Below are 23,118 nucleotides of genomic sequence, written 5' to 3'. Positions count from 1 at the left end.
ACGAGGAGTTTCAGGATGGAGCACGGTCTCGACCCGCGGTCGCCTCGCGCCTCGTCCGGACGGCCCTGATCCCTCACCCTGTCCCTCTCCCGCACGGGAGAGGGGACCCGAGTGTCCTTCGGCGCCGCTGTGGCCCAGCCCCCAGTGTGAATCCGGAAGCCTCCAGCGAGGGAGGCGGAGGCCTGGGTCCGCGTCGGCCAGACTGTCACGGCACCGCACCGGCGGCGCGTCCGTCCGTCGCCTGCGCCGAAGGCATCGGCCGCGCCGCCGCACCCCAGGGGAAGCGGCCGACCTTCACGGTCTTGATCGGCCGGAACGTCGCGGCGTCGATCACCGTCACGTCGCCGGAGACGCCGTTGGTGGTGAAGAGCCGCGTGCCCGCCGCGTTGAGCGCGAGCTGCCACACCCGGCGGCCGACCAGGATGTAGCTCTCGACCCGGTAGGTCGCGGTATCCACCACGGCGACCCGGTCGGACGGCCCCAGCGCCACGAAGGCGTGGCGCCCGTCCTTCGACATCTGGATGCCCACCGGCTGGATCCGGTCGGCCGCGATCCCCTTCACGGCGAACGCGATCGTCTCGATCACCTTGCGGGTGGCGACGTCGATCACCGACACGGTGCCGCCGATCTCCGAGGACGCCCAGAGCCGGGACCCGTCGGCCGTGAAGGCGGCGAAGCGCGGCCGCTGCCCGACCGGCGTCGCGTCCACGGCCGCGAGCGTCCGCGTGTCGATCCAGTGGACCATGTTGGTGGTCTCGGAGGTCGTGACGGCCGTGCGCCCGTCCGGGCTCACCGCGACACCCTCCGGCTCGATGCCGACATCGATCTGCGCCAGCACCTTGCGGGTCTGCGCGTCGACCACCGTGGTGGTGGCGTTCTCCTCGTTGGCGATGAACAGGGTGCGCCCGTCGGGCGCCAGGGCGAACTGCTCCGGGTCCTCGCCCGAGGGCAGGTTGTGCCGGACCTGCCCGGTCTCCGGGTCGATCACCTGCACGGCGTCGGAATCGCTGGCGCAGACGTAGAGGGACCGCCCGTCCTGCGAGAAGGTCAGGCCGCGGGGCCGACGGCCAACCGGGAAGGTGCGCAGCACCTCCAGGCTGTCGCCGTCGATCACCGAGACGGTGTTGTCGCGCTCGTTCGAGACGTAGATCTCCTCGGCCCGCGCGGGGCCCGCGAGGCAGAGGAGCAGCGCGAGGGCGGCGAGCCGGCTCATCCGGATGTCCCTGAGAAGGCGCGGCAGGCACTCTCGGGCTCGTCGAGGCCGAGCGTGTCGAGTTCCGTGCGGTGGTGGAGGAAGCCCTCGATCGGCGCCGTCGCGGTGACGGCCCCCGGCCAGAGCAGGAAGACCGGCTGGCGCAGCTGCCCGTCCCAGGCGCGGAAGCTCAGGGGGCGCCCCTTGAAGCCGCCGATCTCGAAGCCGGGCGCCGTCAGCGCGGCGCGGACCGTCGCGGGGTCGGTGCTGCGCGCCTTCACGGCCGCCTCGCCGACGGCGTGCACCGCCATCCAGCCGGCCCAGTCGACGGGCCGCATGGCGCGGCCGGCGAGCTTGCGGAACCGGCCCTGGAGCTGGACGGCGGCCCAGGCCTCCACGGCCCGCCCCCAGGCGGCCGGCGCGAGGCCCTGCGTGCCGACCAGGGGCCGGGGCGAGGCGGTGTTGTAGTTGAGGCTCGCGCCGAACGCGCCGGCCTCGTCGGCCACCGCGACCACGTCGTGCTCGGGCCCGCGGGTCGGCAGGGCGAACTCGCGCAGGGCCGTGTCGCGGACGTCGCCGCCCTGCGGGTCGTAGCGCGACTCGGCGACGATCCGCGCGCCGAACTTCCTGGCGCTGCGCCGCAGCGCCTCGGCGAAGAGCGCGTCCTCCGGCGCGGGACCGGTCACCAGCAGGATCCGGGACCAGCGCTTGAACGCCAGGAACTGCACCAGCGCGTCGGCCAGCATGGCCCGGGACGGCAGGACGTGGAGCAGGTTCCGGCGGCAATCGGCGTCGCGCAGGCGCGTGTCCGGGGCGCCGATGTTGAGGATCACGCTGCCCTTCGCCTCCGGCAGGTCGGCGAGGGCGAGGACGTCGGCGGCGGGCGCGTTGAGCACCACGAAGCGGCGGTCGGCGAGGTCCCGGAAGGCCTGGCGGATGTCGTCGCCCGGTTCGACGACCGCGGTGCCGAGGGCGAAGCCGAGGCCGAGGAAGCGGCCGGTGGCGTTGGAATCCCTCAGGCCGAGTTCCGCGCCCTTCGCGCCCTCGTCGTCCGGGACCGGGTCCTCGTTGTTCAGCGGCGCCGGCCGCTCGACCCGCCGCTCCAGGTAGTGGATCGTCAGGGGCGGCCCCGCCGGCGCGGGCGCGGCCCGCGTCTGGGCGACCGGCGCCAGGGCCGCCAGGGCCGCCAGCACGACGGCGAGCCGCAGGCCGGCCCATGGCCCGCCGCGCATCCCGGGCCGCCGCGCACCGGAGGACACCATCCCGCCCGTCTCCTCCAGACCCGCGGTTCTCGTCGTTGGCCGGGAGTCTAGGAGCCGAGTTGCGCCCTCGGATATTGGACCAAGGTGCACACACGGATTTTGATGCGGCGCAACACAAGTCGTGGGCGGCGCTATTCTCGCGGATCCGTACCAAAGCATAATGGGTCCGCCGCCCGGTACTTGCTAACCGTCGTGCAACGACGACGGGAGGGGCGGATGCGCACGATGAAGACGGCGGCGGGCGGCGTGCTCGCGGCGCTGGGACTGGCCCTGGCCGCCGGCGGCGCCCTCGGGCATGGCGACGTCCAGCCCCAGCCGGTCAACACCGACGGCCTGAAGCCGCTGGGCACCGAGTGGGTCGCCGAGAACCCCTACAAGGGCGACAAGCACGCCATCGCGATCGGCGCCTCGGGCTTCAACCAGAACTGCGCCCGCTGCCACGGCCTGGAGATGATCTCCGGCGGCCTCGCCCCGGACCTGCGCTACCTGCCGCAGGGCAAGGAGGGCGACGAGTACTTCGTCGAGCGCATGAAGCACGGCGCGGTCATCAACGGCGTGACCAAGATGCCGGCCTTCGAGGGTGTGATCTCGCAGGAGGGCCTGTGGGCGATCCGGAGCTACATCGAGTCGAAGCATGAGGAATAGGCCCCCCGCGATGCGCCGGCGCCCCCTCCTGCTCGGGCTCTGCGGCCTGCTCCTGGCGGCGCCGCTCCCGCCGGCGGCCGCGGCGCGCCCCCTCGACCAGGTCACGACCGACGGGACGCTGCGGGTGGCGGTCTACGGCGACAACGCGCCGTTCTCCGAGGAAGCGGCGGGCAAGCCCCGCGGGATCGACGTCGATCTCGCCCGCGCGATCGCCGAGACGCTCAAGGTGAAGCTCGACCTGCGCGTGGTCGATGCCGGCGAGAACGTCGACGGCGACCTGCGGCTGAACCTGTGGCGCGGCGACCTCGCCGGCACGCCGCTCGCCGACCTGATGCTGCACGTGCCCACCGACCGCCAGCTCGCCCTGCGCAACGAGCAGGTGTTCTTCACGGCGCCGTACTTCGAGCAGGAGATCGCCTTCGCCTACCGGAAGGGCGCGCTGGAAGGCTTCGACAGCCTCGACGACATCGGCGACAGGAGCGTCGCGCTGGAGGGGACCGGCGCCGCCGACCTGATGCTGCTGACTGCCCAGGGCGGCCGCTTCCGCCCGAACCTGAAGCACTACAAGAGCTTCGAGGAGGCCGCGAAGGCCTACCTCGCCGGCGAGGCGCCGATCCTGGCCGGAACCCGCGCGGCGATCGAGGCGGCCCTGTCCGCCGCGAAGGCCCCCAAGGACGACAACCCCGTCGCCACGGTCCCCTCGACGGGGCTGGTGAAGACCCGCTGGGAGATCGGCGGCGCGGTGCGGACCGATTCCCGCGACCTCGCCTACGCGGTCGGGGACGCGATCACGGCGCTGAACGCGGACGGTCGCCTCAAGGCGATCTGCGAGACCTACGGCGTCACCTACACGCCGCCGAAAGGGTACTGAACGCCTCCGTCTCGGCGAGCGGAGCGAAGCGATCCATGCAGCGCGCCGTCTCGGGATGGTGCGCCGCCCTGGGTCGCCTCGCTGCGCGCGCGATGACGGCAAGGGCGAACATCAGATTTCCCGAACGGGATGTCCGGCAGATCCGCGCCAATTCGGGCGTCGATCTCGCCGAATACATTGCATCCGCCAGTCCGCAGAACGGCCTCATTGGACCAATGGCCAATAAGACTTTCCTGAGAACAGCGATAGCCTCGATCTCCAAGGGGGCGCCCCGCGACTCGTGCGGCCCGCGTCGAAACCCGGATGCCCCGGCCACACGGACCGGGGCCGACCACGGAGGACACGTCATGAGAATGCGGACCCGGTTCCTCGCCGCGGTGGGCGTCGCCGCCCTCGTGGCGGGCGGCGCCCTGCCGGCCATGGCCCAGGGGGTGACCGAGCAGGACATCATCAACGACGCCAAGACCCCCGGCGACGTCGTCACCTACGGGCTCGGGCCGCAGGCCCAGCGCTTCAGCCCGCTGAAGACCCTCAACCGCGACAACATCAAGGGCCTCGTCCCGGCGTGGTCGTTCTCGTTCGGCGGCGAGAAGCAGCGCGGCCAGGAGAGCCAGGCGCTGGTCAAGGACGGCATCATCTACGTCACGGGCTCGTACTCGCGCATGTACGCGATCGATTCCCGCACCGGCGACAAGAAGTGGGAGTACGACGCCCGCCTGCCGGAAGGGATCCTGCCCTGCTGCGACGTGGTGAACCGCGGCGCCGCGCTCTACAAGGACAACGTCTACTTCGGCACGCTCGACGCCAAGCTGGTCGCGCTGAACACCAAGACCGGCAAGGTCGTCTGGCGCAAGGACATCGACGACTTCAAGGCCGGCTACAGCTACACGGCCGCCCCGATCATCGTGAAGGGCAAGATCATCACCGGCGTGTCGGGCGGCGAGTTCGGCGTGATCGGGCGGATCGAGGCCCGCGACGCCGAGACCGGCGAGATCGTGTGGAAGCGGCCCGTGATCGAGGGCCACATGGGCGAGCTCAACGGCAAGCCCTCGACCATGACGGGCAAGGTCAACGAGACCTGGCCCGGCGACATGTGGAAGTTCGGCGGCGGCGCCACGTGGCTCGGCGGCACCTACGATCCCGAGACCAACCTGATCTACTTCGGCACCGGCAACCCCGGCCCGTGGAACTCCTGGCTGCGGCCGGGCGACAACAAGTGGACCTCCTCGCGCCTCGCCCTCAACCCCGATAACGGCGAGATCGTCTGGGGCTTCCAGACCACCCCGCACGACGGCTGGGACTTCGACGGCGTCAACGAGTTCGTGCCGTTCGACCTGAACAAGGGCGGCAAGACCATCAAGGCCGGCGCCACCGCCGACCGCAACGGCTTCTTCTACGTCCTCGACCGGACCAACGGGAAGTTCATCTCGGCGACGCCGTTCGTCGAGAAGATCAACTGGGCCAAGGGCATCGACGAGAACGGCCGCCCGATCTACAACGAGGAGAACCGGCCCGGCGACCCGAGCAAGGCGACCGGCGACGACAAGAAGGGCAAGTCGGTCTTCGCGGTGCCGAGCTTCCTCGGCGGCAAGAACTGGATGCCGATCGGCTACAGCCCCGACACCAAGCTGTTCTACGTGCCCTCCAACGAGTGGGGCATGGATATCTGGAACGAGCCGGTGAACTACAAGAAGGGCGCCGCCTATCTCGGCGCCGGCTTCACCATCAAGCCGGTCTTCGACGACCATATCGGCTCGCTCAAGGCGATCGACCCGACCTCCGGCAAGGTCGTGTGGGAGTACAAGAACAAGGCCCCGCTCTGGGCCGGCGTGCTGACCACCGCGGGCAACCTCGTCTTCACCGGCACCCCGGAGGGCTTCCTGAAGGCCTTCGACGCCAAGACCGGCGAGGAGGTCTGGAAGTTCCAGGTCGGCACCGGCGTGGTCTCCTCGCCGATCACCTGGGAGCAGGACGGCGAGCAGTGGGTCGGCGTCGCGGCGGGCTGGGGCGGCGCGGTGCCGCTCTGGGGCGGCGAGGTCGCCAAGTCCACCGCCGGCATCAACCAGGGCGGCAGCTTCTGGGCGTTCAAGCTGCCGAAGACGGTGGCGTCGCGCTGAAGGCCCTCAACCGAAAGCGTGCCGGCCCCGCGGGCCGGCACGCCCAGGCTCCGGGGCAGGGCGGTCGTCTCAACACCCGCTTGCGCCCCGGGGCCGCATCGATCACCTTCGGCCCTCCCGCCCGCGATTTCGGCGGATCCTGTGAGGATCTCGAGCGAAGGACCGAGGTCTCCGTGCATCTCCTGATCGTCGACGACCACCCGCTGTTCCGCGACGCCCTGGCGGCCACGATCCGCCTCGCGCACCCGGACGCGGTCCTGCACGAGGCCGACGGGATCGAGGCGGCCTGCGCGGTTCTGGCCGCCAACCGCGGCATCGACCTGACGCTCCTCGACCTCTCGATGCGGGGCGTGACCGGCTTCGACGGGCTGATCACCATCCGGGCGAGCTTCCCGCGCATCCCGATCCTGATCGTCTCCGGCCACGAGGACCCGCGCATCGTCCGCGAGGCCCTGCAGCACGGGGCGGCGGGCTTCGTCCCCAAGGCCATGGACAAGGCGACGCTGACCCGGGCGATCACCGAGGTGATGAGCGGCGCCCTGTTCCTGCCGCCGGGGCTCGCCGAGGCCGGCGCGCCCGCGCCCCGGAGCAAGAAGGCGCCGCTGCCGGAGCGCCTCGCCCGGCTGACGCCGCAGCAGTTGCGGGTCCTGATGATGATCCGGCAGGGCAAGCTCAACAAGCAGATCGCCCACGAGCTCCAGGTCGGCGATTCGACCGTGAAGGCGCACGTCTCCGAGATCCTGCGCAAGCTCGAGGTCATCAGCCGCACGCAGATCGTGATCGACACGGCGTCCCTCGATTTCGATCAGATCCACAACAGCCACTCGGCCTGACGGCGCGGCTGCGGGACCGGAGAGCTCCTGACCGGCGGCCCCACGCTCCACCTCATCCCGAGGTGCCGGAGCGCCGCGGAGGCCCCGCAGGAGAGCTCCAGCCGGCCGCGCTCCTCGAAGCTTTCCGTCGAGGCCCGCCGACGCGGACACCTCCGGACGCGGGGAGGCGTCGGAACGTCCGGTCCGCCTCGGTCTCGCCACGCATTCCGCCGACGCCGGATCGGCACGGAAAAGGTGCGAACCTATTCGTCCGGCGCAACTCTGATGGCGCGAAACGTCTCCGGGTCCGAATCGGTATGATGCTATCTATCAGCATGCGAGCTGATTGATCCGGTCTCTCCACCGGGTCCTCGCGTGGATGGATCAGGTAGTGACCGGCAACGACGATCCGAGGACGCGCGAGCGGCTGCAACAGGCCTTCACCCACGCCCTCCTGACCACCGGCCGCCACTGGCGCCGTGCCGCCAACAATGTCGCGGAGGCGCACGGCCTGTCCGACGCCACCGCGCACCCGCTGATCATCATCGGCCGGATGGAGGAGGAGCCGCGCCAGAACGTCCTGGCGGAGGCCGTCGGCATCGAGGGCCCCTCGCTCGTCCGCCTCATCGACCAGCTCGCCGCGGCCGGGCTGGTGGTCCGCCGCGAGGACCCGTCCGACCGCCGCGCCAAGGTGCTGGGCCTGACCGCGCGCGGCCGACAGGTCTTCGAGCGGATCGAGGCCGAGCTCTCGACCCTGCGCGCCCGGGTGTTCGCCGAGGTCGACGGCGCGGATCTCGAGGCGAGCCTCCGGGTCTTCGCGGCGCTCCAGCGCCACGGGCGGGAGGCCGCCGCGGCCGCGCGCGAACCGGAGGCGGTGCCGTGATCCTCCCCGGATGGCGCGACTGGGCCTTCGCGCTGAAGACCTACGCGGCGGCGATGCTCGCCCTGTTCCTCGCGCTCTGGATCGACCTGCCGCGGCCCTACTGGGCCCTCGGCACCGTCTACATCACCAGCCAGGTCCTCTCCGGCGCGACGCGCTCGAAGGCGGTCTACCGGGTCTGCGGCACCGCGCTCGGCGCGGCGGTGAGCGTCGTGCTGGTGCCGAACCTCGTGAACGAGCCGATCCTGCTGAGCCTCGCGGTGGCGCTCTGGGTCGCGCTCTGCCTCTACGTCTCGCTCCTCGACCGCACGCCCGCGAGCTACCTGCCGATGCTCGCCGGCTACACGGCGGCGCTGATCGGCTTCCCCGCCGTCGACGATCCCGGGGCGATCTTCGACACGGCGGTGGCGCGGGCCGAGGAGATCTCCCTGGGGATCGTCTGCGCCAGCCTCGCCGCCACGCTGATCCTGCCGCAATCGGCGGCCCCGCTGATCGTCGCGCGGCTGGACCACTGGTCGGCGGAGGCCCGGGCCTGGATCCGGAGCGCCCTCGCGGCCGCCCGCGCCCCGGAGGCCGCCGGGCCGAGCCAGGGCCGGCGCCTGCGCCTCGCCTCGGACGCGCTCGGCCTCGACGCCCTCGGCCTCGCCCTGCGCAACGAGGCGTCGGGCGCGGAACGCGCCGCGGAGGCCTTCGCGCCGCTCCGGCAGCACATGCTGATGGTCCTGCCGATCGTGGCGGCCGTCGCGGACCGCGTCGCCGCCCTCGAGCAGGCGGGCGCGCTGCCGGCGCGGGTCCGGGCCTTCCTGTCGGACCTCGCCGTCTGGCTCAACGACGAGACCGGGGATGGGGCCGGCGATGGGGCCGGGGATCCGGACCGCGCCGCGCGGCTGCGCGGCCGGATCGACGGGTTCGAGCCGGCCCTCGGCCGGGCTCCGGACTGGAACACGCTCCTGCTCGCGAGCCTCGCGGTGCGCCTGCGCGACGTCATCGACCTGCGCCAGGACCTGCGGGCGCTCCGCGGCCACCTCGCCGCCGGCACCGCCCCCCGGGCGCCGCTCGCCTTCGCCTACACGGCCCGGGTCCGCTCCATCCGCCACCGGGACCACGGGCTGGCGGCGTTCTCGGCCTTCGGGGTGTTCGTGGGCCTGCTGGTCTGCTGCGCGATCTGGATCACCACCGGCTGGCCGGACGGCTCCGCGGCACCGATGATGGGCGCGGTCGCCTGCTGCCTGTTCGCCGCGCAGGACGATCCCGCGCCGCAGATCCTGAGCTTCACCAACTCGGCGATCGTCGGCGCCCTCGGCGCGGCCCTCTACCTGTTCGCCGTGCTGCCGCTCGCCACCTCCTTCGAGATGCTGGCCCTGGCGCTGGCGCCCGCCCTGATCCTGTGCGGCCTGATGATGACGCAGCCGCGCACCACCCCGATGGGCATGGGCGCGGCGCTGAACGGCGCGACGCTGCTGGCGCTCCAGAACGGCTACAGCGGCGACTTCGCGCCCTTCGCCAACGGGGTGATCGCCTCGGTGGTCGGCATGTGGGTCGGCGCGGTGGTCACCCGGCTGATCCGCTCGGTCGGCGCCGGCCGGAGCGCCCGGCGGCTGGTGCGGATCAACCGGCAGAGCCTCGCGGCCGCCGCGGCCGGGCGCGGCGCCGGCCACGGGCTGGAACTCGCGGCCCTGATGCTCGACCGCGTCGGGCTGATCGCGCCGCGGCTGGCGAGCCTGCCCGCCGACATGTCGGCCTCCGTGGGCGACCTGCTGGCCGATGTCCGGGTCGGCATCAACCTCGTGGAGGTCCGCCGGGTGCGCCGGCGGCTGACGGGACCGGCCCGGAGCGCCATCGACCGGGTGCTGGCGCTGGCGGCGCGCCAGCTGCGCGGCCGGATCGGCCGGCCGGATTCGGCGCTCCTGGCGGCCCTGGACGACGGACTGGACGCCGTCGCGGGCGCGGCCCCGTCGCCGGAGCGGCGCGCCGCCCTGATCGGCCTCACCGGCCTGCGCCGCGGGCTCTTCCCCGACGCGCCGGCCTACCGGGCGGCGCCCGCGCTGCCCGACCGGGAGATGGCGGCATGATGGGCGAGATCGACCTCTACGGCGTGTTCGTGCCGGGCCTCGCGCTCTGGATGGCCGTCGCCTTCGCGCTCAGCCTGCCGCTGCGCCGCCTGCTGGCGGCGACCGGCTTCTACCGCCTCGTCTGGCACAGGCCGCTCTTCGACCTCGCCCTCTACGTCGTCCTGCTCGGCGGCGTCGTGACCCTCGCCCACCGGATCCTGCAATGACCGCCCTGTTCTCCACCCTCGGCCGCCTCCTGGTCACCCTCGGCATGGTCGCCGCGGCGCTGATCGTCGGCCTCGGCCTGTGGGACTACTACATGGACGCTCCCTGGACCCGGGACGGGCGCGTGCGCGCCGACGTGGTGGCGGTGGCCCCCGACGTCTCCGGCCTCGTCACCGAGGTGCTGGTCGAGGACAATCAGGTCGTCCGGAAGGGCGACGTCCTGTTCCGGATCGATCCGGACCGGTTCCGCCTCGGGCTGCGGCAGGCGGAGGCGATGGTGCAGAACCGCAAGGCCACCGCCGAGCAGAACGCGGCCGACTACGCCCGCTACAGCAGGCTCTCCGACGCGGCGGTGTCGCAGCAGAAGGTCGAGGCCGCCAAGGCCGCCGACCTCTCCGCGGAGGCCGCCTACGAGCAGGCCCTGGCGGATCGCGACCTCGCCAAGCTCAACCTGGAGCGCTCGGCGGTGCGCGCCTCGGTCAACGGCCGGATCACCAACATGGAGCTGCGGCCGGGCGCCTACGTCACTACGGGCCGCGGGGTCATGGCGCTGATCGACAGCGATACCCTGCGGATCGAGGGCTACTTCGAGGAGACCAAGCTGCCGCGGATCCGCGTCGGCGCGCCGGTGACGGTCCAGCTCATGGGCGAGGACGGGGTGCTCAGCGGCCGCGTCGCCAGCATCGCCGGCGGCATCGGCGAGTCGGGCCGCAGCGACGCCGCCAACCTGCTCGCGAACGTGAACCCGACCTTCTCGTGGGTGCGCCTCGCCCAGCGCATCCCGGTGCGGATCGCCCTCGACGGCGGCACGGCGGATCCGCGGCTGGTGAGCGGCCGGACCGCGACGGTCTCGATCGCGCCGGCGGCCGGCGGGGCGGCGCTGCGCTGGCCTTGGACGGCGTGGCGCGAGGCGCTCGCCCGCTGACGGCGCGCCCGAACCATCCTGGCGCCCCCGAGTTGGCCTGACACGACAGCGCGACGTCAGCAGCGCACCGTCATGTCAGGAGGTCCCATGTCGAAGACGATCCTCGCCCTCGCCACGTCCGTCGTTCTCGCCACGTCCGGGGCGGCGCTCGCCCAGGCGCCGCAGACCGGCGGCGCCAACCAGGGCAACGTCAACAAGTCCGGCGCGGTGGGCGGCACCGGGACGGGGGCCGGGTCCATGGAGAGCACCGGCTCCACCGGCGCCGGCACGGCGCCCGGCACCAGCGGCGGGCCGCGCGTCAGCACGCCGGGCGCGCCCGCCGGCAGCAGCTCGGGCAACGCCGCCACGGGCAGCGGAGCGGCGCCCAGCGGGCGGTAGCTCCGCCGACGCGTCCTGTCCGGGCGCGTCGGTGCGTCGGGCTTGCCCGGCTCCCGGCGCGCCCCTCCGGGTCCGGGCTCGCCTGCGGCGCACCGGGAGGACGCTGCGCGAACGGGTCGAGAGCGCCGGGGCGGGCGTCAGCCGCCCAGCCCGCCCACGCACAGGTACTTGGTGTTGAGGTAATCCTCGATGCCCTGGTACGAGCCCTCGCGGCCGAGGCCGGATTCCTTCACGCCGCCGAAGGGCGCCACCTCGGTGGTGATGATCCCCTCGTTGATCCCCACCATGCCGTATTCCAGCGCCTCCGCGACCCGGAAGGTCCGGCCGAGGTCGCGGGTGTAGAAGTAGCAGGCGAGCCCGTACTCGGTGTCGTTGGCCATGCGGATCGCCTCCGCCTCGTCGCGGAAGCGGAACAGCGGCGCCAGCGGCCCGAAGGTCTCCTCCCGGGCCACCGCCATGGCGGGCGTGGCGCCGGTGATCACCGTCGGCTCGAAGAACTGGCCGCCGAGCGCGTGGCGGTGGCCGCCCGCCACCACGCGGGCGCCCTTCTCGACGGCGTCGCGGATATGGGCCTCGGTCTTCTCCACCGCGGCCATGTCGATCAGCGGCCCCTGGGCGACGCCGTCCTCGACGCCGTTGCCGACCTTCAGGCGGTTGGCCGCCTCGGCCATCTTCTCCGCGAAGGCGTCGTAGATCCCGTCCTGCACCAGGAACCGGTTGGTGCAGATGCAGGTCTGGCCGGAATTGCGGTACTTGGCGAGCATCGCGCCGGCGACCGCCCGGTCGAGATCGGCGTCGTCGAACACGATGAACGGCGCGTTGCCGCCCAGCTCCATCGAGACCTTCTTCACCGTGCCGGCTGCCTGCTCCAGCAGCACCTTGCCGACCTCGGTGGAGCCGGTGAACGTGATCTTCTTGACGAGCGGGTTGCCGGTCATCTCGCCGCCGATGGCGCGGGCCGAGCCCGTCAGGATGCTCACAACCCCGGCCGGGAAGCCGGCGCGCTCGCACAGCACGCCCCAGGCGAGGCCCGAGAGCGGGGTCTGCGAGGCGGGCTTGATCACGATCGGGCAGCCGGCGGCGAGCGCCGGGGCGATCTTGCGGGCGATCATCGAGGACGGGAAGTTCCACGGCGTGATCGCCGCCACCACGCCGACCGGCTCCTTGGTGACGAGGATCTTGCGGTCGCCCCAGGGGGAGGGGACCACGTCGCCGTAGACGCGGCGCGCCTCTTCGGCGAACCACAGCACGTAGGCGGCCGACATGGCGACCTCGCCGCGGGACTCGGTCAGCGACTTGCCCTGCTCGGCGGTGAGGATCTGCGCCAGATCCTCCTGATGCTCGGTGACGAGCGCCGCGAGCTTGCGCAGCAGCACGGCGCGCTCGTTGGCGGTCTTGGCGCGCCACGCCGGGTAGGCCTCGTGCGCCGCCTTGATCGCCTGGCGGGTCTCGTCGGCGCCGGCATTCGGCACCTTGGCGATCAGCGCGCCGGTCGCCGGGTTGGTGACGTCGATGCTGCCGGAGCCGGCCTTCGACCATGCGCCGCCGATCAGGCAGGCATCGACCAGCAGGGCGCGGTCCTTCAGGGAGGGGGTCTCGAACTCAGGCATCCAACGGTTCCTTCGGCGGCCGCGGCATGTCGGTCTGGGACATGCCGGGCCGGGGCTTGAGAGGCACGCTCTGGGCCGTATTCCTCGCCTGCGCCTCGGCTCTTGTCTCGAAGACATGGGGAGCCAGGTCGCGGCTCGCCAACGAGGCGCCGAGTTTCAATCGCAAGAACGCGCTGGTGGTATACCGGGACGCGGTCTCGTAATAGCGGTTTTCGAGATAGGCGATCGCCGAGAAGTACGCGTCGCTCACCGTCGGGTCGATCTCGAACCCGTCGTAGTTGGCGATCAGGTGGACCTTCCGGCCGATCTCCTGGCAGGCGCGCTCGTATTCGCGGCGCACCAGCTCGACGTCGTCGATGGTCCGGACCTGGAAACCCTCGAGGTTCGAGAACAGGATGTTGCGCTCCGGGTCGTAGCTGATCCGCTCCGACAGCGAGAGGCCCAGCAGCCAGGGCTCCAGCGCCATCACGGACTCGCGGAACAGGCGCGGATCCATCGGCCGCGGATCCTGCACGATCGGGGTGAAGCCCATCTGCCCGAGGATGTCGCGCGCGATGTCGATGCCCGGCGCGACCTCGACCAGCTCCATGCCGGCCCGGGTCCGGCGGAACACGCAGCGCTCGGTCACGTAGAGCACCGGCTGGCCGCGCTCGGCCGCGTAGGCCCCCGAGAAGGTCACCTGCTCCACCGCGGCGATGAATTTCCGCGAGCGCCCCTCGCTGAGGATCCGGATGCCGCCGTCCTCGACCGCCACCTTGAGGCCGTCGGCCGTGAAGGTGCCGGCGAAGACGAGGCTCTTGGCGTTCTGCGAGATGTTGATGAACCCGCCCGCGCCCGCGAGCCGCGTGCCGAAGCGGCTGACGTTGACGTTGCCCTCGGCGTCGCACTGGGCGAGGCCCAGGCAGGCGAGATCGAGGCCGCCGCCGTCGTAGAAGTCGAACTGCTGGTTCTGGTGCAGCACGGCGGCCGGGTTCAGGGCGGCGCCGAAATCCAGCCCGCCCTGCGGCAGGCCGCCGATCACGCCGGGCTCGGCGGTCAGCGTCAGGTATTTCAGCACCCGCTCCTCGGCGGCGACCGCCGCGACGCCCTCGGGCATGCCGATGCCGAGATTGACCACGCCGCCGGGCGGCAGCTCGAAGGCGCAGCGCCGGGCGATGACCTTGCGGGTATCGAGCGCCATCGGGGCGATCCGGTCGAGCGGCACCCGCTGGCGGCCCGTGAAGGCGTGGTTGTACGGCGTGCCGTAGGTCTGGCGGTGGTTCTCGGGACTGCTGAGCACCACGCAGTCGACCAGCACGCCGGGCACCTGCACCTCCCGCGGGTTGAGGGAGCCGGCCTCGGCGAGCCGCTCCACCTGGGCGATGACGAAGCCGCCGGAATTCTTCGCCGCCATGGCGGCGGCGAGGTTGTCGAGGGTGAGCGCCTCGCGCTCCATGGTGATGTTGCCGGCGGGGTCGGCCGTGGTCCCGCGGATCAGCGCGACGTTGACCGGGAAGGCCTTGTAGTGGAGCCAGGTCTCGCCGCCGAGCTCGACCACGCTGACGAGGTCCTCCCGGGTCACGGCGTTGAGCTTGCCGCCCTCCAGCCGCGGGTCGACGAAGGTGCGCAAGCCCACCTTGGTGATGTGGCCGGGGGTGTGGGCGGCGATCTCCCGGTAGAGGTGCGAGACCACGCCGAGCGGCAGGTTGTAGGCCTCGATCGCGCCCGCCACCGCCATGGCGCCGAGCTTCGGCACGAGCGCCCAGTGGCCGCCGACGACGCGGCGGACGAGGCCCGGGATCGCCAGGCGGTTGAGGCCGCGCTCCTTGCCGTCGCCGGGGGCGGCGGCGAACATCAGACCGAGCCCGTGCGGGCCGGCGCCGGATTCGAAGCGGCGGGCGAGCGCCAGGATCAGCTCGTCGGGCGTGCCGATCCCGACGAAGCCCGACACCGCGACCATGTCGCCGTCCTGCAGGATGGCGGCGGCCTCGTCGGCGCTGACGATCTTGTTCTTCAGGCTGCCCATGCGGTGCTCCCCCGAGACTGCACGCTACCCCCGCTCGCCGAGCCAGTCGGCGATGCCGGAGCCCAGCAGCTTCTGTGCCTTCCCGCCCACGAACACGCCGACATGACCGCCGGGCAGACCCATCTCGGTGTAGTCGGTGGTGCCGATCTTATCCTTCAGCGCCTGCGAGGTGGCGGGCGGGATGATGTGGTCGTCCTGGGCGAAGACGTTCAGCACCGGGCAGGTGATGGCCTTCAGCTCCACCCGCCGGCCGCCGAGCTCGAAGGCGCTCTCGACCAGCTTGTTGTCCTGGTAGAGGTCCTTCAGCCACTGCTTGGCGGCCTCGCCGGGATGGTCCGGACGGTCGGCGATCCACTTCTCCATGCGGAGGAAGTTCAGGAACTTCTTCCTGTCATCGAGGGCGTCGAGCAGGTCGAGGTTGTACTTCGTCATGGTCCGCATCGGCGTCATCATCGAGAACACCGAGCCCATGAAGGCGCCGGGCAGGGAGCCCTGCGCCTCGATCAGCCGGTCGACATCCTCGGGCGTCAGCGAGCGCGTCCAGACGTTGATGAAGCCGTGGCCGGCCCGGTTCTCCCGCGTGTCGGCGTGGAAGTCGATCGGCGTGATGGTCAGCGCCATCGCGTTGACGGTCTCGGGGTAGAGCGCCGCGTAGCAGGTGGTGAAGACGCCGCCCTCGCAGATGCCGAGCAGGCTGATCCTCTCCCGCCCGGCCGCCTCCTGGATGAAGGCGACGCATTCGGCGAGGTAGCCGTCCACGTAGTCGTCGATGGTGACGTAGCGGTCGGCCCGGCCCGGATTGCCCCAGTCGACCACGTAGAGGTCGAGGCCGAGATTCAGCAGGTTGCGGACCAGCGAGCGGTCCTCCTGCAGGTCGGCCATCGTGTAGCGGCCGATCAGGCCGTAGACGATCAGGACCGGCGGCAGGCCCTTGCTCTCGGCGAGCGGCCGGTAGCGGTAGAGGCTGACCTTGTCCTGGCTCCAGACCAGATCCTTCGGCGTGGTGGCGATCTCGACATCCGCGTCGCTGACATCGGCGAACAGCTTGGCGCCCTCGCTGATCCGGCGGCCGAGGGTGCCGACCTCGGCCAGCAGCGCGGCGGGGGTGAGATTCAGCGGCGCGGCCGGCCCCTTCGGGCTTTCCGGATCAGCCATGAACTTCCTCCCCGACCTGTGAACCGCCCGCCTTCGCGACCTTCCCGGCCTGCCGGCGCTCGCGGCGGAGCGCCCGCACCTCGCGGCGCAGCTCGGTGAGGCTCTTGTGGACGTCGTCGAGCTCGGCCCGGGTCGGCTGGCCGTAGAACTCGGACAGGAAGGCCGCGACGTCCTGCTGGGCGAGCCGGAGGTCGGTGGAGGCGCGCAGCACCGCGCGCTGCGAGGCCAGGAACTTGTCCGAGCGCTGCACCTCCAGCAGGACCGCGTTGGCGGTCTCGATCCAGCGGCTCATCATCTCGCGGGCGGAGGCGAAACTCTCGCCGCGCTCGGCGCGGGCATTGGCTTCCTGGGCGAAGGTCCCGGCCGCGCGCGTCCAGGCCTCCAGCATCACGGCCTGGTGCTCGCTCTGCGCCCGCCGGAGCGTCGCCCAGGCGGTGAACAGGGCCGCGTAGCGCCGCTCCGTCTGCCACAGGTCGGCGAGCTGCGGGCCCTCGGCCATGCGGGTCAGGGCGGCGTCGAACTCGGCCGAGCCGCCGAGCCAGGCCTGCGGATCGAAGATCCGGGCCAGCACCGCCCCGGCGGTCGGGTCCGGCGCGCCGGGGCCGCCCTGGAGGGATCTCGCGAGGGTCTGCGAGAGGGCGGTGGCGGCGGTCCAGGCCTCGGTCAGCTTGGCCTGCGCGGTGGCGAGGCCGGCGACGTCAGGCGTCGGGAAGGTCGGCCAGCCGAAGCCGGGCGCCGTTTGCCCGGCGCCCTGGGTGAAGAAGCCCGTGCCGGCCCGGGTCCAGAACTCGCTCATCGCCCGGAACGCGTCGAACTGGTCCATGCTGGCGTCTCTCCTCACAGCCTCAGGGCTGAAGACTTCGGACCCGCCGTCTCCGCGAGCCAAGCGAAGCGATCCAGCAGCGCCACGCTCGGCGCGGGCGCGCCGCCCTGGGTCGCCTCGCCGCGCTCGCGATGACGGTGGAGGCTGGACCGATCGGGCGACAGCCCCGGCACCGCCGCCGCCGTCGCGCTCACGCCGCCGGCCGCGCCTCTCCCAGCGCCTCGGCGTAGATCGCGAAGGCGTCGTCGTAGGTGACCTCGCGCGGGTTGTTCACGAGGAGCCGCGTCTGCTTCATCGCGTCGGTGGCCATGCGCTCCAGGTCCTGCCGGGCGACGCCGACCTCGGCGAGGGACGCCGGCACCTTGCAGTCGCGGCAGATCGCGTCGAGGCTCTCCACGAAGCGCCGGGCGGCCTCGGGCTGCGGCAGGTCCGCGGCCGCCGGGTCGAGGATCGGCGCGAGCTCGGCGTAGAGCGCCTCCGCGTGGGAGAGGTTGAAGCGCATCACCCCCATCAGCACCAGGGCGTTCGAGAGCCCGTGCGGCACGTGGAAGATCGCGCCGACCGGGTAGGCGAGGGCGTGCACCGCCGCGACCGGCGCGTTGGCGAAGGCCATGCCGGCCAGCATCGAGCCGAGCAGCATGCCGGAGCGCGCCTCGAGGTTCTTCCCGTCCGTGCAGGCGGTGCGGATGTTGGCCGAGAGCAGCGCCAGCGCCTGCTTGGCGAGCTGGTCGGAGATCGGGTTCTTCTTGTTCTTGCTGGTGAAGGCCTCGATGGCGTGGACCATGGCGTCGATGCCGGTCGCCGCCGTGACGTGCGGCGGCAGGCCGAGCGTCAGCTCCGGGTCGAGCACCGCCCAGTCCGGCAGGAGCTTCGGGGCGACGACGCCCTTCTTCTCGGTGGTCGGCGTCGTGACGATCGAGATCGGCGTCACCTCCGAGCCGGTGCCGGCCGTGGTCGGCACGAGGATCAGCGGCAGCCGGTCGCCCTTGGCGAGGCCGACGCCGTAGATCGAATCCAGCGGCTCGTCGGACTTGGCGAGGTAGGCCACGAGCTTGGCGGTATCGAGGGCCGAGCCGCCGCCGATCGACAGGACGAGGTCGGTCCCGAGGTCCCGGGCGCGCTTGGCCGCCGCCTCGATCACCGTGGAGGGCGGGTCGGCGACCACGTCCTCGTAGACGTCGAGGGCGACGCCGGCCTCCGCCAGCGCCGCCTCGGCGGCCTTCGTGAGGCCGGCGCCGCGCACGCCCTTGTCGGTGACGAGCAGGACGCGCTTCGCCCCGAAGCTGCCGACGATCTCGGGCAGCTTCCGGGAGGCGCCGGCCTCGAACAGCACGTTCGGCGTGGTCTGGAAGGTGAACGGGTTCATCGCGCTGCCCTGTTGTCGTGCCGATCCGTCTGCGGGGCCGAGGTCACTCGGCCGGCTCGAAATCCTTCACCTTGGCGCGCAGCTCGTCGACCAGCACGCGGGTGTTCTCCGAGTAGTCGATCGGCACCGCCACGAGGTGGACGCCGCCCGCCGCGAAGGCCCGGTCCAGCGTCGGCACGAGGTCGTTGACCGACTCGACCCGGTGGCCGGTGGCCCCGTACGACTTGGCGTAGAGGACGAAGTCCGGGTTGTTGAAGGTCATGCCGTAATCGGCGAACTTGTCGACCGCCTGCTTCCAGCGGATCATCCCGTAGGCCGAGTCGTCGAGCACCAGCACCACGAGGTTGAGCTTCAGCCGGACGGCGGTCTCCATCTCCTGGCTGTTCATCATGAAGCCGCCGTCGCCGCACACCGCCATCACGCGCCGCTTCGGGTAGAGCATCGCCGCCATCATGGCCGAGGGCAGGCCGGCGCCCATCGTGGCCAGCGCGTTGTCGAGGAGCAGCGTGTTGGCGACGTAGGTGCGGTAGTTCCGGGCGAACCAGATCTTGTACATCCCGTTGTCGAGGCAGACGATCCCGTCCTCGGGGATCACCCGGCGCACGTCGCGCACGAGGCGCTGCGGCGTCACCGGGAAGCGGTCCTCGCCGGCCCGGTCGCCGATATGGCTGAGAATGTGCTCGCGCAGGTGCAGCAGCGCGCCGGCGTTCGGGAGCTTGCCGTCGAGCTTGTCGGCCAGGAGCTTCAGCGTCGGGCCGAGGTCGCCGACCACCTCGGCGTCGGGGTAGTAGACCTGCTCGACGTTGGCCGGCATGTAGCTGATGTGGACGACCTTCTGGTCGGCCTGGCCCATGAAGAACGGCGGCTTCTCGATCGTGTCGTGCCCGATCGCGATGATCAGGTCGGCCCTGTCGATCGCCTCGTGGACGTAGTCGCGCTCGGAGAGGGCGGCGGTGCCCATGTAGAGGTCGGTCCCGCCCGCGACGGTGCCCTTGCCCATCTGGGTGGTGAAGAACGGGATGCCGGTGCGCTGCACGAAGCCGCCGAGCTCGCCGGTGGCGCGGGGGCGGCTCGCGGCGGCGCCCAGCATGATCAGCGGGCGCTCGGCCTTCAGGATCATCTCCGCGGCGCGCGCGATCGCGGTCGGGTGCGCGACCGGGATGTCGATCGGGTGCGAGGGGACGAGGTCGGCCTCGGCCTCCTCGGAGGCGATGTCCTCGGGCAGCTCCAGCAGCACCGGGCCGGGCCGCTCCTCGGTGGCGACCCGGAAGGCGTCGCGCACGATGGTGGGGATCGAGGAGGCCGAGACGATCTGCCGGGCCATCTTGGTGATCGGCTTCATCGACGAAATCACGTCGACGATCTGGAACTTGGCCTGGCGCGAGGACAGGATGCCCTTCTGGCCGGTGATGATGATCATCGGCATGGCGCCGAGATGCGCGTAGGCCGCGCCGGTGGAGAAGTTCAGGGCGCCCGGGCCGAGCGTCGAGAGGCAGACGCCCGGCCGGCCGGTGAGGCGGCCGTGGGTGGCGGCCATGAAGCTCGCCGCCTGCTCGTGGCGGGTCAGGACCAGCTCGATCTTGGAGTTCCGCAGGGATTCGACGACGTCGAGGTTCTCCTCTCCGGGAATCCCGAAGATGCGGTCGACGCCCTCGTTCTCGAGGGCCGCGACGAGGAGATCTGAACCCTTGGGCATGCGAAGTCTCGCTGATGCAACGGTATTCCCGGGACGTCCACGTCGATCCCGGCACTTCGATCGCGAGGCCGTGAACGACACGAGACGGAGGAACACCCCCCGAATACTCGGTTCGTTAGAGGGCCGGCCTGTAGGGTGGTCAAGGGCCGTCCGGGCCCGTGACGTCACAGAGCCGGCCGGATGCTACCGTGCGGTCGTCCGCCCCGGCTCCGGGGTGGGCGACGGCACGGACGGGGCCGCCCCGCATTCCGCGATGGGACAGCGATGGATCGCATCGAGAGCGACAAGACGGCGCCGCCCGAGGACCGGGAGGCGGACGCCCCGGGCCTGGACGCGGTGCTGGCGCCGGTCGCCGAGTTCCCGCGGATCGACCTCCGCGCGGGCGTCGAGGCCTGGGACAAGCGCCGCAAGGCCGGCAAGCGGCGGCGCGCCGAGGTGCCCCACGCGCGCCAGGCCGCGCTGGATCCCGATCCGGACCGGCCCGACCCGGTCGCCCTGATCGAGGCCGCCCACGCGGGCCGCCAGCCGCACCTGATCCCGCTGCGGGTCGCCCGGATGGCGAGTTCGCCCTTCGCGTTCCTGCGCGGGGCCGCGCACGTCATGGCCTGGGACCTGTCGCGCGGGCCGCGCAGCGGCATCGACGTCGTGATGAACGGCGACGCGCACACCGACAATTTCGGCCTGTTCGGCACGCCGCAGCGCGACATCGTCCTCGACCTCAACGACTTCGACGAGGTCACGATCGGCCCGTGGGAATGGGACCTCAAGCGCCTCGCGGCCGGGCTGGCGGTCGCCACCGCCGACGCCGGCGCGCCGGCGAGCGAGCGGCGCGCGGCCGTCACGGAGGCGGTCTCCGGCTACCAGCACACGATGCGGCGCCTCGCGCCGCAGGGCTCCCTCGACGTCTGGTACCAGACCACCCGCGCCGACGCCCCGCACATCGCCGGGCTGCAGATGGACGCGGAGGCCCGGGCCGTGGTGCGGCGGGCGGTCGACAAGGCGCGGCGGCGGAACAACCGCAGCCTGCTGGACCAGGTGGCCGAGCGGCGCACCGACGGCAGCTGGCGCCTGCAGACCGATCCGCCGATCCTGACGCCCGTGGACGCGGAGACCCGCGAGGGCGTCGTCACCGGCCTGGAGCGCTACGCCGAGACCCTGCCGCGGGAGCGACGCTTCATGCTCGACCGCTACCACGTGGTCGATGTCGCCCACCGCGTCGTCGGCGTCGGCAGTGTCGGGACCCGGGCCTACCTCGCGCTGCTGTTCGGCAATTCCGACGCCGACGCGCTCTTCCTCCAGGTCAAGGAGGCGGTCCGGCCGGCACACGCGCCCTACCTGCCGGGCGTGCCGGCGCCGTTCTCCGGGCACGGGGGCGAGCGGGTGATCTACGGCCAGCGCCTGCTCCAGGCGGTGGGCGACCCGCTGCTCGGCTGGACCAGCATCGCGGGCCGGCCGTTCTACGTGCGCCAGATGAAGAACCTGAAGGGCGCGATCCCGCTGGCGCGGATGTCCGGCGCGCCGCTCCTGACCTTCTCGTACGCCTACGGGACGCTGCTGGCGCGCGCCCACGCGCGGACCGGCGACGCGGCGGCGATCGCCGGATACTGCGGCAGCGGCAAGCACCACGACCTGAGCGGGGCGATCGCCGACTGGGCGGCTTCCTACGCGGAGCGCAATGCGGCCGACTTCGCCCTGTTCCGCGCGGCGATCGCGAGCGGCCGCCTGGAGGCCGCGGACGATCCCTGCCTCTGAGCCCCGGGCTCAGATGATGCCGGGGGCCGGCGGCTCGTGGGCCAGCCGGACCAGGAGTTCCCGGAGCCAGCGATGGGCCGGGTCGTGGTCGTACGAGGCGTGCCAGAGCATCGACACGGACACGTCGTCGAGGGGGACCGGCACGGGGCTGACGCTCAGCGCCAGGGCGCTGGCGAAGGAGGTGGCGAGCCGCGCGTGCATCGTGGCGATCACCGGCGCCGCCCGCACCATGAACGGGACGACGAGGAAGCGCGGGGTCGTGACCGCCAGGGTGCGCGAGCGCCCGATCAGCGCGAGGGCGTCGTCGACGACCCCGTGGGCGGTCTCGCGCAGGGACGTCAGCACGTGGGGGAAGCGCAGGTAATCGTCGAGCCCGATCGGCGGCTCCAGGCCGATCAGCGCGGCGTTGAACAGCACCACGTAGCTGTCCCGGTAGAGGAGGCGCTGCTTGTGGTGGAGCTGCCCCTCCGAGAACAGGCCGATGGCGAGGTCGACCCGGTCGGCGTCGAGCTCGTCCAGGATCCGGGTCCGGTCGACCGAGCGCAGCAGCAGCCGGATGCCGGGCGCGTCCCGGCGGAGCTGCGCGATCAAGCGCGGCCCGAGCAGCGCCTCGACGCTGTCCGGAAGGCTCACCGTGAAGCTGCGCGCGACCGTGGCCGGATCGAACTGCTCCTCCCGGTGCACCAGCGCCTGCACCTGCCGGAGGGTGCTGCGCAGCGGCTCGGCGATCCGGAGGGCGCGGGGCGTCGGCCGCATCCCGTCCGGCGCCCGGGTCAGGAGCTCGTCGTCGAACAGGCGGCGCAGGCGGGCGAGGCTCGAACTCATCGCCGACTGGCCGATCCCGACGCGCGCGGCGGCCCGCGTGACGCTCCGCTCGTCGAGCAGCGCGTCGAGGGCGACCAGCAGGTTCAGGTCGATCCGGCTGAGATCGATATGGTCGATGGCCACGGGCGTCGCGTTCGATGGGGATTCGGACGCCCGACATAGCAGACGCGACGGCGTGCCCGTCATCCCGGGGATCCCCGCGCCGATGGGCCAGGATCCCGCTCCGACGTCGCCGGTCGGGACACCCGCGCCGTGCCCCCTCTCCCGTGCCGGGAGAGGGCTGGGGTGAGGGACAAGACGTTTCCGGATCGGGCGGACCATCACCGCGCGTCCGCGTCGAGCCACGTCCGGACAGACCTGATCCCTCACCCTGTCCCTCTCCCGCACGGGAGAGGGGACCCGCGCTCGCCCCCGCGCGTCGAGACATCCAACTGCGCTCCGACCTTGACAATGTTCCTATTTTGTGCTTCCTGACCGCACCTGTCCGCGGCGCCTCGGGAGCGATCCCGGGGCGTCCTTCGGGGGCCG

The 23,118-nt window shown here is 72.0% G+C and carries 20 protein-coding genes; 10 read left to right on the top strand and 10 right to left on the bottom strand.

All coding sequences use genetic code 11. From position 1 onward, the window contains the following. Positions 1-205 precede the first annotated feature (205 nt). Positions 206-1,213 (bottom strand): YVTN family beta-propeller repeat protein, encoded by a 1,008-nt coding sequence (locus ME121_RS29075; protein WP_042670208.1) that lies wholly within the window; start codon positions 1,211-1,213, stop codon positions 206-208. Continuing rightward, a complete protein-coding gene (locus ME121_RS29070; RefSeq protein WP_059410047.1) occupies positions 1,210-2,454 on the bottom strand; it encodes an ABC transporter substrate-binding protein in 1,245 nt (414 codons plus the stop codon). Before ME121_RS29070 ends, ME121_RS29075 begins: the two co-directional genes overlap by 4 nt. 216 nt (positions 2,455-2,670) lie before the next feature. Here ME121_RS29070 and pedF point away from each other — a divergent pair, with 216 nt between their 5' ends. The 9 genes from pedF (at position 2,671) to ME121_RS29025 (ending at position 11,358) form a co-directional block, all read left to right on the top strand. Then, positions 2,671-3,099: a cytochrome c-550 PedF gene (pedF, locus tag ME121_RS29065; RefSeq protein ID WP_012319379.1), complete on the top strand. Its 429-nt coding sequence runs from the start codon at positions 2,671-2,673 to the stop codon at positions 3,097-3,099. 10 nt (positions 3,100-3,109) lie between these two features. Beyond that, the gene (locus ME121_RS29060; RefSeq protein WP_012319378.1) at positions 3,110-3,970 is read left to right on the top strand and encodes a substrate-binding periplasmic protein; all 861 of its coding nucleotides are present in this window, start codon (positions 3,110-3,112) and stop codon (positions 3,968-3,970) included. A gap of 347 nt (positions 3,971-4,317) precedes the next feature. Beyond that, entirely contained in the window at positions 4,318-6,087 is a 1,770-nt protein-coding gene (locus ME121_RS29055) for a PQQ-dependent methanol/ethanol family dehydrogenase (protein WP_024829987.1), read from the top strand. Between the two features lie 173 nt (positions 6,088-6,260). Next, a complete protein-coding gene (locus ME121_RS29050; protein ID WP_012319376.1) occupies positions 6,261-6,920 on the top strand; it encodes a response regulator in 660 nt (219 codons plus the stop codon). Between the two features lie 358 nt (positions 6,921-7,278). Further along, positions 7,279-7,782, top strand: coding sequence for a MarR family winged helix-turn-helix transcriptional regulator (locus tag ME121_RS29045; protein WP_179239995.1), 504 nt, complete (start codon positions 7,279-7,281; stop codon positions 7,780-7,782). Next, positions 7,779-9,851, top strand: coding sequence for an FUSC family protein (locus ME121_RS29040; RefSeq protein ID WP_059410046.1), 2,073 nt, complete (start codon positions 7,779-7,781; stop codon positions 9,849-9,851). The genes ME121_RS29045 and ME121_RS29040 overlap by 4 nt, the downstream gene beginning before the upstream one ends. Next, positions 9,848-10,057, top strand: a complete 210-nt coding sequence (locus ME121_RS29035) for a DUF1656 domain-containing protein (protein ID WP_012319373.1) — start codon at positions 9,848-9,850, stop codon at positions 10,055-10,057. Before ME121_RS29040 ends, ME121_RS29035 begins: the two co-directional genes overlap by 4 nt. Next, positions 10,054-10,980 carry an efflux RND transporter periplasmic adaptor subunit gene (locus ME121_RS29030; protein WP_029360938.1) on the top strand — a complete coding sequence of 309 codons (927 nt, stop codon included), beginning with the start codon at positions 10,054-10,056 and terminating at the stop codon, positions 10,978-10,980. The genes ME121_RS29035 and ME121_RS29030 overlap by 4 nt, the downstream gene beginning before the upstream one ends. 87 nt (positions 10,981-11,067) lie before the next feature. Continuing rightward, positions 11,068-11,358 carry a hypothetical protein gene (locus ME121_RS29025; RefSeq protein ID WP_012319371.1) on the top strand — a complete coding sequence of 97 codons (291 nt, stop codon included), beginning with the start codon at positions 11,068-11,070 and terminating at the stop codon, positions 11,356-11,358. A gap of 137 nt (positions 11,359-11,495) precedes the next feature. On the opposite strand, the gene ME121_RS29020 is transcribed toward ME121_RS29025, so the two are convergent. The 7 genes from ME121_RS29020 to ME121_RS28990 are packed head-to-tail and all read right to left on the bottom strand — an operon-like array spanning position 11,496 to position 20,013. Next, entirely contained in the window at positions 11,496-12,968 is a 1,473-nt protein-coding gene (locus ME121_RS29020; protein ID WP_012319370.1) for an NAD-dependent succinate-semialdehyde dehydrogenase, read from the bottom strand. Further along, positions 12,961-14,973, bottom strand: a complete 2,013-nt coding sequence (locus ME121_RS29015) for an acyl CoA:acetate/3-ketoacid CoA transferase (protein WP_059410045.1) — start codon at positions 14,971-14,973, stop codon at positions 12,961-12,963. The genes ME121_RS29020 and ME121_RS29015 overlap by 8 nt, the downstream gene beginning before the upstream one ends. 24 nt (positions 14,974-14,997) lie before the next feature. Then, on the bottom strand, positions 14,998-16,128 hold the full coding sequence (phaC, locus tag ME121_RS29010) for a class III poly(R)-hydroxyalkanoic acid synthase subunit PhaC (protein WP_059410044.1): 1,131 nt from the start codon (positions 16,126-16,128) through the stop codon (positions 14,998-15,000). Beyond that, on the bottom strand, positions 16,121-16,951 hold the full coding sequence (locus ME121_RS29005; RefSeq protein WP_059410043.1) for a poly(R)-hydroxyalkanoic acid synthase subunit PhaE: 831 nt from the start codon (positions 16,949-16,951) through the stop codon (positions 16,121-16,123). The genes phaC and ME121_RS29005 overlap by 8 nt, the downstream gene beginning before the upstream one ends. A gap of 14 nt (positions 16,952-16,965) precedes the next feature. Beyond that, the gene (locus ME121_RS29000) at positions 16,966-17,145 is read right to left on the bottom strand and encodes a hypothetical protein (protein ID WP_059410042.1); all 180 of its coding nucleotides are present in this window, start codon (positions 17,143-17,145) and stop codon (positions 16,966-16,968) included. Then, positions 17,142-18,317 (bottom strand): iron-containing alcohol dehydrogenase, encoded by a 1,176-nt coding sequence (locus ME121_RS28995; RefSeq protein ID WP_012319366.1) that lies wholly within the window; start codon positions 18,315-18,317, stop codon positions 17,142-17,144. The genes ME121_RS29000 and ME121_RS28995 overlap by 4 nt, the downstream gene beginning before the upstream one ends. A 43-nt stretch (positions 18,318-18,360) precedes the next feature. Continuing rightward, positions 18,361-20,013, bottom strand: coding sequence for an acetolactate synthase large subunit (locus ME121_RS28990; protein WP_012319365.1), 1,653 nt, complete (start codon positions 20,011-20,013; stop codon positions 18,361-18,363). Positions 20,014-20,277: 264 nt separating this feature from the next. On the opposite strand from ME121_RS28990, the gene ME121_RS28985 reads away from it, so the two are divergent. Next, on the top strand, positions 20,278-21,765 hold the full coding sequence (locus ME121_RS28985; protein WP_083374351.1) for a DUF2252 domain-containing protein: 1,488 nt from the start codon (positions 20,278-20,280) through the stop codon (positions 21,763-21,765). 9 nt (positions 21,766-21,774) lie between these two features. On the opposite strand, the gene ME121_RS28980 is transcribed toward ME121_RS28985, so the two are convergent. Further along, positions 21,775-22,713 (bottom strand): LysR family transcriptional regulator, encoded by a 939-nt coding sequence (locus tag ME121_RS28980; RefSeq protein WP_058607870.1) that lies wholly within the window; start codon positions 22,711-22,713, stop codon positions 21,775-21,777. Between the last annotated feature and the right edge of the window lie 405 nt (positions 22,714-23,118).

Origin of the sequence: Methylobacterium sp. ME121 (genome assembly GCF_000974725.1) — a bacterium.
Lineage (GTDB): Bacteria > Pseudomonadota > Alphaproteobacteria > Rhizobiales > Beijerinckiaceae > Methylobacterium > Methylobacterium radiotolerans.
The sequence above is the reverse complement of the archived record's forward strand: the minus strand, read 5'-3'. Positions and strand labels throughout refer to the sequence as shown.

Bases quoted from the DNA above. Each gene is read 5' to 3' on its own strand.
- ME121_RS29015 (WP_059410045.1), bottom strand. From the start codon at position 14,973: ATGGGCAGCCTGAAGAACAAGATCGTCAGCGCCGACGAGGCCGCCGCC.
- ME121_RS29035 (WP_012319373.1), top strand. From the start codon at position 9,848: ATGATGGGCGAGATCGACCTCTACGGCGTGTTCGTGCCGGGCCTCGCG.
- ME121_RS29060 (WP_012319378.1), top strand. From the start codon at position 3,110: ATGCGCCGGCGCCCCCTCCTGCTCGGGCTCTGCGGCCTGCTCCTGGCG.
- ME121_RS29055 (WP_024829987.1), top strand. From the start codon at position 4,318: ATGAGAATGCGGACCCGGTTCCTCGCCGCGGTGGGCGTCGCCGCCCTC.
- ME121_RS29070 (WP_059410047.1), bottom strand. From the start codon at position 2,454: ATGGTGTCCTCCGGTGCGCGGCGGCCCGGGATGCGCGGCGGGCCATGG.
- pedF (WP_012319379.1), top strand. From the start codon at position 2,671: ATGCGCACGATGAAGACGGCGGCGGGCGGCGTGCTCGCGGCGCTGGGA.
- ME121_RS29005 (WP_059410043.1), bottom strand. From the start codon at position 16,951: ATGGACCAGTTCGACGCGTTCCGGGCGATGAGCGAGTTCTGGACCCGG.
- ME121_RS28990 (WP_012319365.1), bottom strand. From the start codon at position 20,013: ATGCCCAAGGGTTCAGATCTCCTCGTCGCGGCCCTCGAGAACGAGGGC.
- ME121_RS28995 (WP_012319366.1), bottom strand. From the start codon at position 18,317: ATGAACCCGTTCACCTTCCAGACCACGCCGAACGTGCTGTTCGAGGCC.
- ME121_RS28985 (WP_083374351.1), top strand. From the start codon at position 20,278: ATGGATCGCATCGAGAGCGACAAGACGGCGCCGCCCGAGGACCGGGAG.
- ME121_RS29025 (WP_012319371.1), top strand. From the start codon at position 11,068: ATGTCGAAGACGATCCTCGCCCTCGCCACGTCCGTCGTTCTCGCCACG.
- ME121_RS29030 (WP_029360938.1), top strand. From the start codon at position 10,054: ATGACCGCCCTGTTCTCCACCCTCGGCCGCCTCCTGGTCACCCTCGGC.
- ME121_RS29020 (WP_012319370.1), bottom strand. From the start codon at position 12,968: ATGCCTGAGTTCGAGACCCCCTCCCTGAAGGACCGCGCCCTGCTGGTC.
- phaC (WP_059410044.1), bottom strand. From the start codon at position 16,128: ATGGCTGATCCGGAAAGCCCGAAGGGGCCGGCCGCGCCGCTGAATCTC.
- ME121_RS29075 (WP_042670208.1), bottom strand. From the start codon at position 1,213: ATGAGCCGGCTCGCCGCCCTCGCGCTGCTCCTCTGCCTCGCGGGCCCC.
- ME121_RS29045 (WP_179239995.1), top strand. From the start codon at position 7,279: ATGGATCAGGTAGTGACCGGCAACGACGATCCGAGGACGCGCGAGCGG.